The sequence below is a fragment of the Hymenobacter daeguensis genome (assembly GCF_054780555.1).
Genome location: NZ_BAAGWC010000003.1, coordinates 86,265 through 101,984, shown reverse-complemented (window position 1 = coordinate 101,984; position 15,720 = coordinate 86,265). Strand labels below are relative to the sequence as shown.

The 15,720-nt window shown below is 64.3% G+C and carries 13 protein-coding genes; 4 read left to right on the top strand and 9 right to left on the bottom strand.

Annotation, left to right across the window (positions count from 1 at the left end):
- Positions 1-11 precede the first annotated feature (11 nt).
- From ACYVHT_RS06615 to ACYVHT_RS06605, 3 genes are all read right to left on the bottom strand, one after another.
- Positions 12-1,256, bottom strand: coding sequence for an OmpP1/FadL family transporter (locus ACYVHT_RS06615; RefSeq protein ID WP_460549233.1), 1,245 nt, complete (start codon positions 1,254-1,256; stop codon positions 12-14).
- A 184-nt stretch (positions 1,257-1,440) separates the two neighbouring features.
- Positions 1,441-2,490: an endolytic transglycosylase MltG gene (gene mltG / locus ACYVHT_RS06610; RefSeq protein WP_460549231.1), complete on the bottom strand. Its 1,050-nt coding sequence runs from the start codon at positions 2,488-2,490 to the stop codon at positions 1,441-1,443.
- Positions 2,491-2,576: 86 nt separating this feature from the next.
- Complete coding sequence (locus tag ACYVHT_RS06605) at positions 2,577-4,079, bottom strand: helix-turn-helix domain-containing protein (RefSeq protein ID WP_460549229.1); 1,503 nt, start codon at positions 4,077-4,079, stop codon at positions 2,577-2,579.
- Positions 4,080-4,353: 274 nt separating this feature from the next.
- Between ACYVHT_RS06605 and aceB the strand changes: the two genes are divergently transcribed.
- Entirely contained in the window at positions 4,354-5,979 is a 1,626-nt protein-coding gene (gene aceB, locus ACYVHT_RS06600; protein WP_460549227.1) for a malate synthase, read from the top strand.
- A 123-nt stretch (positions 5,980-6,102) separates the two neighbouring features.
- A complete protein-coding gene (gene aceA / locus ACYVHT_RS06595; protein ID WP_460549225.1) occupies positions 6,103-7,386 on the top strand; it encodes an isocitrate lyase family protein in 1,284 nt (427 codons plus the stop codon).
- Between the two features lie 78 nt (positions 7,387-7,464).
- Here the strand turns inward: aceA and ACYVHT_RS06590 are convergent, their stop codons facing one another.
- Entirely contained in the window at positions 7,465-8,631 is a 1,167-nt protein-coding gene (locus tag ACYVHT_RS06590; protein ID WP_460549223.1) for a ribonuclease D, read from the bottom strand.
- Positions 8,632-8,737: 106 nt separating this feature from the next.
- Positions 8,738-9,202, bottom strand: a complete 465-nt coding sequence (locus ACYVHT_RS06585; RefSeq protein WP_460549222.1) for a hypothetical protein — start codon at positions 9,200-9,202, stop codon at positions 8,738-8,740.
- A 151-nt stretch (positions 9,203-9,353) separates the two neighbouring features.
- On the opposite strand from ACYVHT_RS06585, the gene ACYVHT_RS06580 reads away from it, so the two are divergent.
- A complete protein-coding gene (locus ACYVHT_RS06580; protein ID WP_460549220.1) occupies positions 9,354-9,590 on the top strand; it encodes a hypothetical protein in 237 nt (78 codons plus the stop codon).
- Positions 9,591-9,671: 81 nt separating this feature from the next.
- On the opposite strand, the gene ACYVHT_RS06575 is transcribed toward ACYVHT_RS06580, so the two are convergent.
- The 3 genes from ACYVHT_RS06575 to ACYVHT_RS06565 all read right to left on the bottom strand — a co-directional run bounded on the left by ACYVHT_RS06575 (position 9,672) and on the right by ACYVHT_RS06565 (position 12,149).
- Positions 9,672-9,980, bottom strand: a complete 309-nt coding sequence (locus tag ACYVHT_RS06575) for a hypothetical protein (protein ID WP_460549218.1) — start codon at positions 9,978-9,980, stop codon at positions 9,672-9,674.
- Positions 9,981-10,089: 109 nt separating this feature from the next.
- Positions 10,090-11,331 (bottom strand): S-adenosylmethionine:tRNA ribosyltransferase-isomerase, encoded by a 1,242-nt coding sequence (locus tag ACYVHT_RS06570; protein ID WP_460549216.1) that lies wholly within the window; start codon positions 11,329-11,331, stop codon positions 10,090-10,092.
- A 20-nt stretch (positions 11,332-11,351) separates the two neighbouring features.
- Positions 11,352-12,149, bottom strand: coding sequence for a class I SAM-dependent methyltransferase (locus ACYVHT_RS06565; RefSeq protein ID WP_460549214.1), 798 nt, complete (start codon positions 12,147-12,149; stop codon positions 11,352-11,354).
- A gap of 229 nt (positions 12,150-12,378) precedes the next feature.
- Here ACYVHT_RS06565 and ACYVHT_RS06560 point away from each other — a divergent pair, with 229 nt between their 5' ends.
- Positions 12,379-12,990 (top strand): hypothetical protein, encoded by a 612-nt coding sequence (locus ACYVHT_RS06560; RefSeq protein ID WP_460549212.1) that lies wholly within the window; start codon positions 12,379-12,381, stop codon positions 12,988-12,990.
- Positions 12,991-13,071: 81 nt separating this feature from the next.
- Here the strand turns inward: ACYVHT_RS06560 and priA are convergent, their stop codons facing one another.
- Positions 13,072-15,615, bottom strand: coding sequence for a primosomal protein N' (gene priA / locus ACYVHT_RS06555; protein WP_460549210.1), 2,544 nt, complete (start codon positions 15,613-15,615; stop codon positions 13,072-13,074).
- Positions 15,616-15,720 lie beyond the last annotated feature (105 nt).

The following is a 15,720-nucleotide window of genomic DNA, read 5'->3' as shown; positions in this document are numbered from 1 at the left end:
GAGCAGATGATTTAGAAAGCCACGGCCACGCCTACCGAGGCCGTGCTGGTGGCGAGGCGGTAGGTGCCGCTCACGTTGGAAACCTGCTCGATGGTTTGGTTGGCGCGGGCCGTGCGCAGCTGGCCGTAGTCGAAGGAGTAGCCGCCTTCGAGGGCCAGGCGGGGCGTGAGCTGGTAGCTCAGGCCGGCCGAGATGCCGAGGCGGTTGGCATCAATAAACTCGGGGTTGATGTACTCGTCGCGGATGGGCGTTTCGTCGTAGCGAATGCCGCCTACCACGGTCAGCTTGGGGTTCACCACGTACTCGGCCCCCACGCGGAAGGCCAGCGCGTCTTCGTAGCGGCGGGCGGTGGCCACGCGGCGGGCGGGCGTGCTGCCGGTGGCGGCCACGTCGAGCTTCAGCGAGTCGGTGGTGCTCCAGCCGGTGAGGGTGAAGTCGAAGGTGAGCAGCAGGTTCTTGGTAATGTGGTTGGCCACGCCCACCGACAGCGAGCTGGGCATGTTGAACTCCGTGGTGAAACTGGTGGCGGCCGGAATCAAAGCGGCGTCGCGGGCGGGCACGCCGGTGGCCGAGGTGGTGCCGTTGTTCATGTTCAGCTTCACGCCGCTGCGGTAGCTGATGCCGAAGGCCAGGTTGTCGCCGGTGCGGCCGTAGAGGCCCACGTTGAAGCCCACGCCCGAGCCGCTGGCGCTGAGCTGGGTGCCGGCGTTGGGGTCGTCGTACTGGCCCAGGGCGCGGCGCTGGCTGTACTTGCCAAACGCGTAGATGAAGCCCACCCCGGCGCTGAAGTTGTCGTTGAGCCGGAAGCCCACCGTGGGCTGCACAAACACGGTATTGAGCTTGCTTTCCTGCACCACCGAGCGGCCTTCCCAGGTGTCGGGCCACTTGGTGTGGTAGCCGTAGGGCGTGTTCACGGCCAGGCCCAGGCTCACGCGCTTGCCCACGCCGTGGGTGGCGTAGAGGTAGCCGCCGGGCTGAATGGTCAGGTCCTGGTCGGTGCGCTGGAAAGTGCCCTGCCCGATGTAGGACGAGCGCCGCACCTGCCCGATGCCGCCGATGCTGACGCGGGTAAGCGAGTCGGCCCACTGGCCCAGCAGGCCGGGGTTGAGGCTCAGGCCCGCAATGCTGTTGATGTAGGCCGTGCTGGCCCCGCCCAGGCCCAGCAGGCGCGCGCCCTGCGGGCCATTATCAAATCCACCGGCCGAGGCCGTCAGTGCAGAGAATAAAGGAAGCAGTAAAAGAAGACGTTGGCGCATACGGGCGGTTTGACGGAAAATTGGGATACAAAAGTACGCAGCCCGACGCAAGCGCAAGCGGCCTCCGGCCCAGGCCCCGCCAAGGTTAACAATATGACCTCTCAAACAGGGCATTTCCGGGCTCCGCTGGGTTGGTGGCCGAAAAAAGCACGCTGCCGCAGGCCCGGCCCGGCCGAAACGCTCTTCAGCGTTTCACCCCCAGGCTGTCGAGGTGCTGCTGGTAGCGGCGGGCATTCGCCTTGTGCTGGGCGTAGGTTTCGGCAAAATCGGAAAAGCCGCTGCCATCGGGCCGGGCGCAGAAGAAGAGGTTTTTGTTGTGCGCGGGCCTGAGCACGGCGTTCAGCGAGCCGGGCAGGGGCGTGGTGATGGGGCCGGGCGGCAGGCCTTTGTGCCGATAGGTATTGTAGGGCGAATCGACTTTTTTGTCCACGTTCAGCACGCGCTTGCGGGAGCCCAGGCCGTGCAGGGGCCAGAGCAGGGTGGGGTCGGCTTGCAGGGGCTGGCCGTTGCGCAGGCGGTTGAGGTACACGGCGGCGATGAGCGGCTTGTCGGTGGGCTCGGCGGTTTCGCGCTGCACAATGCTGGCCAGCACGCTCACCTGGGTGCGCGTCATGCGCAGCGAGTCGGCCCGGGCCTGCCGCACTGGCGTCCAGAAGCGCCGGTAGCGCGCCGCCATCGAATCCAGAAAAGCCGGGGCGCTGGTGTTCCACAGCATGCGGTACTGGCCCGGAATAAACATCGTGCGAATGGTGCAGGTGTCGAGCCCGTAGCGGCGCTGCAGGCCGGCATTGTCGCCCAGCAGCAGCTCCAGCTTAAACGAATCGGTTTCGAGCAGGCCGCACACCTTGCGCGGCAGCCGGTCGATGTAATGAAAGGGCTTCAGCTCGAAGCGCACCGTGTCCTGCTGGCCGAACAGCAGCCTTTTTACCAGGTCCACGTTGCCCATGTCAGGGTCGAGGCGGTAGCGGCCGGGCTTCACGTGCGGCGGGTAGTCGTGGTGCTCGGCCACCCAGCGAAACGTGCCCACGTCCAGCAGCAGGTCATGCTTCTGCAGCGAATCGAGCACCGCCGCGTAGCCCGTGCCGGTGCGGATGTAGAGGTAGGCCGGGCCCTCGGCAAAGACCGTGACGTTGGGCCGGTACAGCAGTCGCCACACGGCGTAGCTGCCCACGCCCAGCAGGGCCAGCAGCAGCAGCAAGTAGGGAAGAAAGCGGCGGGAGGTGGGGTTGGGCATAGGCGAAGAAGCAGTAGCGCGAGCCTGGGGGCTCGCGTTTCCCGTCCCGTTAAAATTGTTCTGAGACGTGAAGGACAAAGTTCGCGCTACTTTCCTTGCACCAGCTCCGCCATTGCCGCCTCAAACGCGTCGCGTTCGGCCTGCCGCTGAATTTCGGTGGGGGCTGCTGCCCGCGACTCACAGTCGGGAATGGGGCAGCGCTCGCAGGTTTCGTTCACGATGCGGAAGGGCAGGGCCGGGTCGGCCAGGAAGCGGATTTGAGCCTTCAGGCTGTCGTCGCAGCGCAGGCCCACGGTCACGCTCAGGGCTACTTGCGTGGGCGTGCCGGCGCGGGCCAGCGTGAAGCAGAGGTACTCGTCGTCGGTGCCGAAGTAGCGGGACTTCTGGGCCCCGACCACCGTGACGGGCGCGGCGGCGGTGTCGGGCACGGGCAGGGCGCGGGCCTCGTTTATCAGGCGCAGGCTCACCCAGCGGCGGCAGTAATGCTCGTTCAGCTCGTTGCCGTGGGGGTTGTGCAGGCGGGCCAGGTGCAGCTCCTTGGTCAGCTCGAAGGGCGCGGCGGCGTCGGTTTGGTCGAAGCGCAGGAAGAACAGGCTTTGCAGCCCGAAATGGCGCGGCAGCAGCGTGGTGAGGCGCTGCATAAACATCTCGGGGCTCACGTCATACTGCGTCATGAGGTCGAGCAGCAGGTCCGGGTTCCACTTTTTGGCCCCGAACACCTTTTTCACGTCGCGCAGCAGGCTTTCCTCTTCCATCAGCAGCGCCCCGGCAAAGTACGAGGCCTTGAAATTGTTCAGCACCTCATCGAAGGTTCGCACCTGCGTGCTGCTGTTCACATACGGCCGCTCGCTCAGCTTCAGGTAGTTGAACGCCACCTCGCGGCCCAGCACAAACGCCTGCTGGCCCCGGCTCAGGCCCGGCCGCATCAGCAGGCGCCGGGTTTTGGGCTGAAACACGCTGCGCAGCCGCGCCTGGGTGGCCACGGCGTGCCGGCCCAGCGTCTCCCGGTCGATGGTGTAGCCGTATTCCTCCGTCAGCACGCGCTCCAGCTGGCTGAGGTCGAAGGGCGCGGCAGTGCTCAGCTGGTGGCTGCCCACGAAGGCCCGCACGTCCTGCTCCAGGTCCTCGAAGTAGTTGTCGTGCATTTCCTGAAACGAGCGCAGCGCGGCCAGAAACAGGTGCTCCTGGCGCATCTCATAGTTGCGCGCAATCTCGAAAATCGTGCTGATGAAGGCATTCATCCTTGCCGGCGCATTCGCAATCAGCTCAATGATGCGGGCCGGCTCCAGCCCGTACATCTCCAGCGGAAACTCCTTCAGCAGCTTGGAGTTGAGCAGCTCACCGATGGGCTCCAGCCGGCGCGGCAGCTCCAGCGAAGTCAGCTGGTCGTAGCGCACGTCCAGCGCCTTGCTCAGGCTCAGAATCTTGTCGGCCTTGGGGTACTTCTTGCCCTTCTCAATCTCATTCAGGTAGCTCACCGACACGTCGCACACCCGCGCCAGCTCGGCCGGGCTCAGGCTGCGCTCCTGCCGCAGCTCGCGCAGCTTCAAGCCAAAAATGAGGCGGACAACCTGACCGTGGTTCAACATAGCGGAAATAAAATTCTGGCATTGGCGGCAGCGGCAGTTCAGGGCAAAAACTGCCGCTGCTCGATGCAATTGCGTTTTTGACGAAGCTACGGCGACGCAGCTAAACACGGAGCTTTAGCGAATTTTATTTCATTAGCGAATTTTCGCTAATGAAATAAAATTCGCTTTGTATGTTTGCTTCCGGTCAGTGGTAAAATATGCCACTGACCGGCTGGTCACAGGGACTGGCAAAGCGAAAGGAATACTTCACTGCTCACTGCTCACTGACTACGCCATGGCATTCACCGACACCGCCCCAGCCCCGCTGCCCACCTTCCTCGCCCCCGAGCGGGTGAAGGTCATCGGCTCCTACTCGCCCGAGTATGCCGAAATCCTCACGCCCTCGGCCCTGGCCTTTGTGGCCGAGCTCCACCGCCGCTTCGACCCTACGCGCCAGGCGCTGCTGGGCCGCCGCCTCGAGCGCCAGACCGATTTCGAGGCCGGCATCCTGCCCGACTTTCTGCCCGACACCCGCCGCCTGCGCGAGCAGGACTGGACCGTGGCCCCGCTCCCGCCGGACCTGCTCGACCGCCGCGTCGAAATCACCGGCCCGGTAGAACGGAAGATGATTATCAACGCGCTGAACTCCGGGGCCAGCGTCTTCATGGCCGATTTGGAGGACTCCAACGCACCCACCTGGGACAATGTCCTCCAGGGGCAGATTAACCTGCGCGATGCCGTGCGGCGCACCATCTCGCTCAGCACGCCCACCAAGGAGTATAAGCTCAATGAAAAAACCGCCGTGCTCATGGTGCGCCCGCGCGGCTGGCACCTGGTCGAGAAGCACATTCTGGTCGATGGCGAGCCCATCAGCGCCGCGCTGCTCGATTTCGGCCTCTATTATTTCCACAATGCCCACGAGCTGTGCGCCCGCGGCACCGGCCCGTATTTCTACCTGCCCAAGCTGGAAAGCCACCTCGAAGCGCGCCTGTGGAACGACGTGTTCGGCTTCGCGCAATGGTCGCTGAAACAGCCCAAGTGCATCATCAAAGCCACCGTTTTGATTGAAACGCTGCCGGCCGCCTTCGAGCTGAATGAAATCCTGTACGAGCTGCGCGAGCACAGCGCCGGCCTCAATTGCGGGCGCTGGGACTACATTTTCAGCTACATCAAGCGGCTGGGCCTGAACCCGCAGTTCCGCCTGCCCAACCGCGCCGAGGTAACCATGACGGTGCCCTTCATGGCCGCCTACTCGGCGCTGGTCATCCAGACCTGCCACCGCCGGGGGGTGCACGCCATCGGCGGCATGGCCGCCCAGATTCCCATCAAGAACGACCCGGCGGCCAACGACGCGGCCCTGGAAAAAGTCCGGCAGGACAAAATCCGCGAAGCCACCAACGGCCACGACGGCACCTGGGTGGCCCACCCCGGCCTGGTGCCGGTGGCGCTGGATGTCTTCAACCGCCTCATGCCCGGCCCCAACCAAATCGAAAACAAGCGCCCTGACGTGCACGTCACGGCCGCCGACCTGGTGAAAGCGCCGGCAGGCAACATTACCGAAGACGGCCTGAAGCTGAACATCGACGTCGCCGTTCAATACCTCGCGTCGTGGCTGGGCGGCAACGGCTGCGTGCCGATTTACCACCTGATGGAGGACGCTGCCACGGCCGAAATCAGCCGGGCGCAGGTGTGGCAGTGGCTGCACACGCCCGGCACCGTGCTGGCCGACGGCCGCCCCGTAACCGCAGAGCTGTACCGCGCGCTGGTGCCCGGCCAGCTGGAAAAAATCAAAGCCCAGGTAGGGGAGGAGGCGTTTGCGAAAGGCCATTTCCTGAACGCCGCCCGGCTGTTCGACAAGCTGGTGATGAGCCGACAGTTCATCGAATTCCTGACCGTGCCGGCCTACGAGCAGCTGGCCTAAGATTCCCCACACTCCATTTCCTGAACTTCAACGAAAGCTGCCGGCCGGGCAGCCGGGCCTCGCCTTGCCCGTTCCCATCCTGCAAATCAGTACCCCAACCGTCCACCATTCAACCCCATTCCCATGAAAACCCAAGCCCAACGCGCCACCGAAATTGCCCAGGACTGGACCCACAATCCCCGCTGGATTGGCATTCAGCGCCCTTACTCGCCGGCCGATGTGGTGAAGCTGCAAGGCTCCGTCAGCATCGAATACTCGCTGGCCCGGCAGGGGGCCGAGCGGCTGTGGGAGCTGCTGCACGCGCAGGCATACGTGGCCGGCCTCGGGGCCCTCACCGGCAACCAGGCCGTGCAGGAGGTGCAGGCCGGCCTGCAGGCCATCTACCTCAGCGGCTGGCAGGTGGCGGCCGATGCCAACGGCGCCGGCCACATGTACCCCGACCAAAGCCTGTACCCCGTGGACAGCGTGCCGGCCGTGGTGCGCCGCATCAACAACGCCCTGCTGCGGGCCGACCAGATTCAGCACCTCGACGGGCGCTCGGATGTGCACTACCTCGCGCCCATCGTGGCCGATGCGGAGGCGGGTTTCGGGGGGAACCTCAATGCGTTTGAGCTGATGAAGATGATGATTGAGGCCGGTGCCGCCGGCGTGCATTTCGAAGACCAGCTTTCTTCGGCCAAGAAGTGCGGCCACCTGGGCGGCAAAGTGCTGGTGCCCACGCAGGAAGCCATCAACAAGCTGGTGGCTGCCCGCCTGGCCGCCGATGTACTGAACGTGCCCACGCTCATCGTGGCCCGCACCGATGCCGACGCGGCCGACCTGCTCACGGCCGACGTGGACCCGCGCGACCAGCCGTTCATCCTGCAGGAAGCCGAGCGCACCAGCGAGGGCTTCTACCGCATCCGCTGCGGAGTGGAGGCGGGCATTGCCCGGGGCCTGGCCTACGCGCCCTACGCCGATTTGATTTGGATGGAAACCTCGCACCCGGACCTGGGCGATGCCCGCAGGTTTGCCGAAGCCATTCATGCCCAATTCCCCGGCAAGCTGCTGGCTTACAACTGCTCACCTTCTTTCAACTGGGCCAGCAAACTGAGCGTGGAGCAGATGGAAACCTTCCGCGAGGAACTGGCTGCGCTGGGCTACAAGTTTCAGTTCATCACGCTGGCCGGCTTCCATGCCCTCAATACCAGCATGTTTGAGCTGGCCCAGGCCTACCGCCAGCGCGGCATGGCCGGCTATTCGGAATTGCAGGAGCGGGAATTTGCCCTGGCCAGGGACGGCTACCAGGCCGTGAAGCACCAGTCCTTCGTGGGCACCGGCTATTTCGATGCCGTGCAGAACGTGGTGACCAGCAACCAGACGAGCACCGCCGCGCTGGTGGGCAGCACGGAGGAGGCGCAGTTCTAGCGTAGCCGAACGGTCAGAAACCAGCCCGCCATGCTGAGCGCAGTCGAAGCATGGCGGGCTGGTTACGATGCCTGGTTCCTAAAAGGGCTCTGCCAGCGACGCGTAATCCTCGCCGTGCTTCCCAGCCGAATCCTTCAGCAATTGCTGCTGCCAGGGGCGCAGGGCGGCCGTCGCGCCCAGCTCGATAATGTCGGCAATGAGGCGGTTGCTGAGCACCATGTTGGCCAGGGTGGTGCCGTGGTCGGTGGCGAGGTGGCCTTTGAGGACGTTGAGCAGGGCTTCGCGGGCATCGGCGCGGGTGGCGGCGGGGCCGCTCAGGCGGCGCCGGAACGGAAACTTGCGCTGCTCGGGCGGCAGCGGCGCATCGGGCTCCAGGTCGGTGGTGCCAATGGCCAGGAGCTGCTCGGCGTAGGGCGAGCGTTTCAGCTCGGGGTGCAGGCCATTGGCGCCGCGCAGCTGCAGGGCGGTTTCGAGCGGGTTGCGGGTGAGCTCAGCCAGCCGGTCGTTGCTCAGCACGTGGTAGGGCGGGCGGTCGAGCTGCCGGGCCACGGCGTCGCGCAGCAGGTACAGCTCCCGGAAAACGGGCATTTCCTGCGGCGTGATTTTATACTTGGCCGCGTTGCGCGACCACGGGCGCGGGTCGTCGCGGCCGTAGCGCACGGCCTCCAGGGCCAGGTTTTCCTGGGCGGCCCAGTCGGCGCGGCCCAGCTCTTCGAGGCGGGCGCTGAGGTGGTCGGTGAGCTGAAACAGGTAGAGGACGTCGTTGGCGGCGTACTCCTTCTGGGCTTCGGTAAGCGGGCGCTTCAGCCAGTTCGATTTCTGTTCGCCCTTGTCCACCTCGAAGCCCAGCACGGCCTGAATGAGGCGGCCCAGCGAAATGTTGTTGTCTTCGGCGGCCAGCAGGGTAAACTGCACACTGGTGTCCACGATGTTGCGGCAGTTGACGCTGAATACCTCGTCGAGCAGTAGAATGTCCGACTTGCAGGAGTGGAACACCTTGGCCACGGCCGGGTCGCGGAGCACGGCAAACAGCGGCTCCAAATCGGCGGCCATGCTGGGCAGCGGCAGCGGGTCAATCAAATACACCTCCTGGCCGTCGAACACCTGAATCAGGGCCAGGTGGCGGCCGTAGCGGTGGCGCATGTCATCAAACTCCAAATCGATGCCGATGCGCGGCAGCGTGGCGAAATGCGCGGCGGCCGCTGCAATAGCGTCGGCCGTGGTGAGATAGTGAATAATGGGCATCGAAACAGAAAGGGAATCAGCACGGCCGGCCCGGCTGGGATTATCGGCGGTAAAGGTAGGGAAGGAAGCCGGGCGGTTCTTATTTAAAAAAGGATGGGCGTGGCGGCTACTCGTCCTCGTCGGTGCTGAAGTCCAGCGTGCGGGCCAGCGCCACGCCTTCGAAGGCAATTTCGTCCAGCAGCTCCGGCGCATCGGCCTCCAGGGTGCGGCCGAAGAGGTTGAGCAATTCTTCGCCTTCCTCGTTCACGTAGAGGTTTTCGTAGAGCCGGTCGAAGAGCTTGGCCTCGCGGCCGATGATGCGGTCGATGTCCTCCGGCGAGCGGGCTTCGGAGAGGGCGCGGTGCAGCACGTCGAGCACCTGGCGGCTCTCGTGGTGGTCGCCCAGCTCCGACACCAGCTTGAGCAGGCTCATGGCCAGGCCCAGGCGCACCTGCTCGAAGCGGAAGGAGCGCTGGGCCGGCGGCGCGGTGCGCAGCTGGTCGGCCGCGCGCAGGGCGGTGGGAGTAAGGTAATACTTCACGTCGTTGGGGGCGGTGAAGGCAAGGTGCAGCAGCTGTTCGTAAGGCGTCATGGAGATAAGGGGGCCGGAGCCGCAGCCGAAACCGGGCCGGGTAGGGTGCGTAAGCCAGAAAGCCGCAAGGTACGTGGTGCTGCCGGGTTGCAAGGGCTGCTGCCGTACCGCTGCTGCGCTTAGCTTTCCATCATTTAGCCTTTTCTTTCAGATGACGCACAAAACCAAATGGCTGTTTTTTGCCCCGTTGGGGCTGGTTACCATCGGCGCGGGGGCCAGCATGGTGCACTGGGCCGGCACCCTCAAAGACCGCAACGTGCCCACCCGGCAGTGGCTGGCGGCAGGCACGGCCGCGCTGGCGGTGCTCAATGCCGGCCTCAGCCTGTTTGGGCGCGGCGTGGTGGAGAAGGTGCTGCACGAAGTACGCGAAAAACCCGCTCAGGCGTAAAAAAAACAGCAACAAAAAGCCCCGGCCTTACGGGCCGGGGCTTTTGCTTGGAATGCAGAAAGGAACTAGTCTTGGAAAGGACTATTCGGTTTTGGCTTCCATTTTCTCGGTACCTTCGGCGGCCTTGCCGCTTACTTTATTGGCCGTGTGCTTCACGGCGTGGCCGGTTTTCTTGGCGCCGCGCTTGATGGCGTGGCCGGTTTTGGTGGCTACGTTGCCGGCGGCATCCTTCGTGTTGTCGAGGGCCTGGCCTACGTTGGTTTTACCGGTTTTGGTTACCACTTTGGTGGTGCCGTTGTCGCGCGTCTTCACTTCCGTAGTCGGAGTCGTTTGGGCGAAAGCGGTGGTGGCGAAGGTGGCAAGGGCGAGCAACAGGGTTACTTTTTTCATGGATTCAAAAGAAAGAAAAAGGGTGATGTGGGGCTTGTACGCGCCCCCATACCAAAGGTTGTGCCAGCAATCCGCTAGGATAAAATTGCAGTGCTCCGTACTGCCCGGACTAGCCCGGCAGCAGCAGCGAGCTGTCGCCGTAGCTCAGGAAGCGGTAGCCATGCGTCAGCGCGTGCTCATACACCGCCCGCCAGCCGGGGCCCAGCAGTGCGGCCACCAGCAGCAGCAGCGTGCTCTCGGGCTGATGAAAATTGGTGATGAGGCCGTCCGCGAGCCGAAACCGGTAGCCCGGCGCGATGAGCAGCCGCGTGCTGGCCTCCAGGGTATCGGTGCCGGTGGCGTCGAGGTGGTTGAGGAGCGCCGTGAGGGCCGTTTCGGGGCTTATTTGGTCAGCCACTTCGGCCATCTCGTACGGCTGCCACTGCGTTACCAGCAGCTCACGGGGGGCGTTTTCGAACTGCTGCAGCAGACCTACACCCAGCCAATACAGCGTTTCGAGGGTGCGCAGGCTGGTGGTGCCCACGGCAATGACCGGGCGCGGCCGGTGGGCCAGCAGCTGGCGCAGCAGCGCCGCCGTCACCAGAATGGGCTCGGTGTGCATGGGGTGGCCAGCCATGTGCTCGGCCTTCACCGGCTGGAAGGTGCCGGCCCCGACGTGCAGCGTAACGTGGCCCGTCGCGAAGCCTTTTTCCGTTAGCTCAGCCAGGATTTCGGGGGTGAAGTGCAGGCCGGCCGTGGGCGCGGCCACGGCTCCCTCGGCGGCGGCGTACACGGTCTGGTAGCGGATGGCATCGGCGGCCGTGTCGGGGCGGTCGATGTAGGGCGGCAGGGGCAGGTGGCCGGCGGCGCGCAGCACCTCGGCAAACGGCAGCCCGGCCGGCAGCCACCGAAAGTCAATCAATGCGGTGCCGGCTTCCTGCGCCTGGCGCTCGGCCCAGAGCGTGGCGGTCTGGCCGTCGGTGGTTTCAAAATCGAGGCTTACCGGGCCTTCTTTCCAACGGCGGCCGTTGCCCACCAGGCAGCGCCAGGTGCAGTGGCCGGTCTGCTGCAGGGCCAGCTCCAGGCTGCGGTGCGGGGCCACGGGCTCGAGGCAAAACAGCTCGACCTGCCCACCGGTGGGCCGCCGGGCCAGCAGCCGCGCCCGCACCACGCGGGTGTCATTAAAGACAAGAAGCGCGCCGGGCGGCAGCTCGCCGGGCAGGTCGCGGAACTTTTTATCGGAGATAACGCCGGCCCGGCTCACCAGCAGGCGGCTGGCGGCGCGGTCGGGCAGGGGCTCGGGCGCGATGCGCCCGGCGGGCAGCGGGTAGGTGAAATCGTGGATGGAAAGCTGGCGCGGGTCGGGGTTCATGCCCGCAAAGGTCGTAACGGCTACTTCTTAAACAGCAGCAGGTGCTGCTGCGGCAGCGTTTCGATGGAATCGGCCAGCGTGAGGCCGATGGCGGCCATTTCCTTGCGGGCCTGCGCCACGCTCATCTTGTGAATGCGCTTGATGGGCACGCTGGGGTCTTCGGCGCGGTACTCCACCAGCGCCAGGCGGCCGGTGCCGGGGCGCAGGGCCCGCCGAATGGCGCGGCCCATCTCGCGCGGGTGGTCGAACTCGTGGTAGGCATCCACGATGAGCACCAGGTCCACGCTGTCGCGGGGCAGGGCGGGGTTGGTGGTGGTGCCCAGCACGGGGCGCACGTTGCGAACCTTGAGCTTGCGCCTGTTGTCCTGCAGCGCGGTTATCATCTCGGGCTGAATATCCACGGCCAGCACCTCGCCCTGGGGCACGCGTTTGGCCAGCTGAAAGGAGAAAAAGCCCGTGCCCGCGCCAATGTCGGCCACCACGTCGGTGGGCTTCAGTCTCAGCTCGTTCAGCAGAATATCGGTGCCTTCTTCCTGCTTGCGGCCGTTGCGCTCCAGCCAGCTGGCGCCCTCGTGGCCCATGACGTGGGCAATCTGCCGGCCCAGGTAGTAGGTGCCAATGCCGTTGGGGTCGCGCGGCGAAGCGGTTTCGTAGCCCGTGGTGTCGGGCACGGCCACGGCCTGCATGCGCCGCTCCGAGAGGGCCGAAGGCCGGGTTTCGGCCGGCAGCTGGGTGCAGCTCAGCACCAATAAGCCAGCTCCCGTGCTCAGTCCCACAACCCCCGTTACCCGTTGCCAGGCTGAAACATAATACTTCATACGAATCGCAAGTAAGCACATTTGGGGTATTAACAGCAATTGCGGGAGCGGCGTTCAGCCAGACCGGACCGGGCCGACGCCGGGCCGGCGGCAACACGCTGAATAGCTGTCGGCTTGTTTCGGGGGCCAAGAAAAAAATATTGAGATAATCGCCCATTTGTTGTTTTGGCCGTAGAACGGGCATTATCGCCTGTTTTCCATTACCCGCTTACCCATTACCCGCTTACCCATGAAAAACCCATTCTCTGCATTCACCAAGCTTGTTGCCGTGGCGGCCTGCGCCCTCACCCTGGGCAGCTGCAACCGGGCCGAATATGCCATGCTGCCCAAAGGCGCCTCGTACCACGGCGTAGCCCGCGCCTCGACCCCCGTGCCTGCCGCGCCCAGCGCCGCCACGCCCGAAGCTGCTGCCCGTGAAGCCGTTGCCGCCGAGGCCGTAGCAGCAGCCCCTGCCGCCACGACCAATGCCGTTCCCACGCCCGCCAGGGCTCCGCAGAAAGCAGCTGCCAAGCCGGCTGAGCCAACGGTTGCTAAGGCGCTCAGCCCGGCGGCCGCTGCCGCTGCTCCCGAAGCGGCTCCCGCGCCCAAAGTAAATGCCCTGCAGCGCCTGGCGCTGAACAAAGTGACCCGCAAGCTCGACAAGGCCATGCACAAAGCCACTGCCCGCCAGCACGACAACACGGCTTCGACCGCGCGCGGCGGCATCGATGGCAATCTGCGCATCGGCCTTATCCTGCTGCTGGTGGGCCTGCTGCTGGGCCTCATCAATGGCCTGATTGGTTCCATCGTCGCCATCATCGGCCTGATTTTCATCGTGCTTTGGCTGCTCGACCAATTGTAAGTCCTGCCCGGTTTTCTTCAACATAAAAGGCCCGCTCAGTTCGCTGAGCGGGCCTTTTTCGTGAGCAGGCTGGGCCAGGAATTACATCGGGTCCACGTCGGCCACCAGGCGGGCCTGCTTGAACTCCTTCTGGTCGCGCACCACGTCCATGGCTTCGCAAATCATCTGTTTGGCGTGCTTGAGCACGGTGTGGGCGCGGTCGAGCTTAATGGTGATTTCCTGCAGGTAGAAGTTGCGAATGCGGAAGATGTAGGGCGCTTCGGGCCCCAGCACGGCGGCCCGGCCCAGGCGGTCCACCAGTTCCTGCGTGAGCAGAATGGCGGCGGCCTCACCCACGTTCTGGTCGATGTGCTTCACCGTCATCTTGATGACGCGCATGAAGGGCGGGTAGCCGTGCTCGTGCCGCTGCACGATTTCGTAGTTGTAGAACTCGATGTAGTCGTTGCGGATAACCTTGTCAAAAATCACCTGCGTGGGGTCGGCCGTCTGAATGATGACCTTGCCCTTTTTGCCCTTGCGCCCGGCCCGGCCGCTCACCTGCACAAACATCTGGTAGGCCCGCTCGTGGGCCCGGAAATCGGGGTAGTGGATGATGCTGTCGGCGTTGATTATGCCCACCAGACTCACGTTGGCAAAGTCGAGGCCCTTGGTCACCATCTGGGTGCCTACCAGCACGTTGGTGGTCTGCTTCTCGAAGTCGGCGATGATTTGCTGGTAGCTGTTTTTGGCGCGGGTGGTGTCCAGGTCCATGCGCTGCACGTTGGCCTGCGGCAGCATGATTTTGAGGTCGTCCTCAATCTTCTCGGTGCCGAAGCCCTGGGTTTTCACAGCCCGGGAGCCGCAGGCGGGGCACTTGCTCACCATGCTGTCGTGGTAGCCGCAGTAGTGGCAGCGCAGCTCGTGGCTGTGCTTGTGGTAGCTCAGGCTCACGGCGCAGTTGGTGCATTTCGGTATCCAGCCGCAGTCCTGGCAGGCCACCACCGGCGCGTAGCCGCGCCGGTTCTGAAACAGGATGACCTGCTCCTTCCGGCCCAGGGTGCGCTCCACCTCGCCCAGCAGGTCGGCGGTGAAGTGGTTGTGCATGGTCTTTTGCTCGCGGGCCTTGCGGGTGTCCACCAGCTCAATCTCCGGCATGCCGGCCTCGCCGAAGCGCTTGGTGAGGCTCACCAGGCCGTAGCGGCCCTGCTTGGCCTGGTAGTAGGTTTCGACGGCCGGCGTGGCCGAGCCGAGCAGGGTTTTGGCGCCCTGGAAATTGGCCATCATCAGGGCTACTTCGCGGGCGTTGTAGCGCGGGGCGGGGTCGTACTGCTTGTAGCTCGACTCGTGCTCCTCGTCCACGATTATCAGCGACAAGTTATCGAAGGGCAGAAACACCGCCGAGCGCACGCCTACTACCACCTGAAAGCGGCCCGAGAGCACGCCGTTCCACACTTCCACCCGCTCGTTGTCGGAGAATTTGGAGTGGTACACGCCCAGCCGCGAGCCGAACACGCGCATCAGGCGCGTCACAATCTGGGCCGTGAGGGCAATTTCGGGCAGCAGGTAGAGCACCTGCCCGCCGCTCTCCATGGCCTTGCGGATGAGGTCGATGTAAATCTCGGTTTTGCCCGCGCCGGTCACGCCGTGCAGCAGCACGATTTCCTTCTCGCCGAAGTGGGCCATGACTTCATCGCGCGCGGCGGTCTGGGCCTCGGTGAGGGAAAAATTCAGCTGGATGGCCCCGTCGTTATCCATCGGAAAACGGCTCACAATCACGTCAAACTGCTCCAGCACCCCGTTTTTGATGAGCGTGCTCACGGCCGAGGCCGACAGGTGCGGGCTGCTGGCCAGGTAGGCTTTCTCGATGCCGTTCTGGTTGGCGTGCTCGTTCTGGTACACGGGCACGCGCTGCAGGTATTTCATCAGCACATCGAGCTGCTTGGGCTTGCTGGTCAGGGTTTCGAACAGCTGTTCCAGCGAGGCTTCGGACACGAAATGGTGGGCCAGCCGCACCTTTTTCACCACTTTGGGCGCGTACTTGTCGGCCGTGTGCTCGAAGAGGAAAATCACGTCCTTGTGCATCAGCGACTTGATGACCTTGTGGAAGGACGTGATGCCGAGCAGGTCGCCTACTTCGGTAAACGTGAGGGCCTTGCCGTCCTCCACGGTGCCCAGCGCGTCCACAATCAGCTCTTCCTGCGGGGTGAGCGGGTACTCGTTTTCCTCGCGCGAAAAGCCGGGGTGCAGCTGAATGCGCGACTCGGAGCTGAGCTTGAGGGCCGAGGGCAGGGCCGCGTTGATGACCTCGCCGATGGTGCACATATAATAGTCGGCCATCCAGCGGAACAGCTGGAGCTGCGGCTGCGTGACCACGGGCGCATCGTCGATGAATTCGAGGATGTACTTGGCCTGGTAGTCTTTGGGCGCGGTTTCGTGCACGGCGGCCACGATGCAGCTGAGCGTCTTTTTGGCCCCAAACTGCACAATGACCCGGCCCCCGATAACCACGCTGTCGTTCAGCTCAAACGGCACCCGATAGGTGTAGAGCCGGGGCAGGGGCAGGGGCAGAATAACGTCGGCAAACAGGGTAACCCGTTCGGCAGCAGGCGCGGCGACGGGCGAAATGAAATCAAGCGTAAGACTCAAAGCGGCAAGTAGGGCAGGGGCGAATAGTAAAGATAAAGCCGCCGGCCCCCGTTGCCCAACCCCAAAGCCCCGGCATAAGTTGCCCGCCCCGGCCCACCAGTTTGC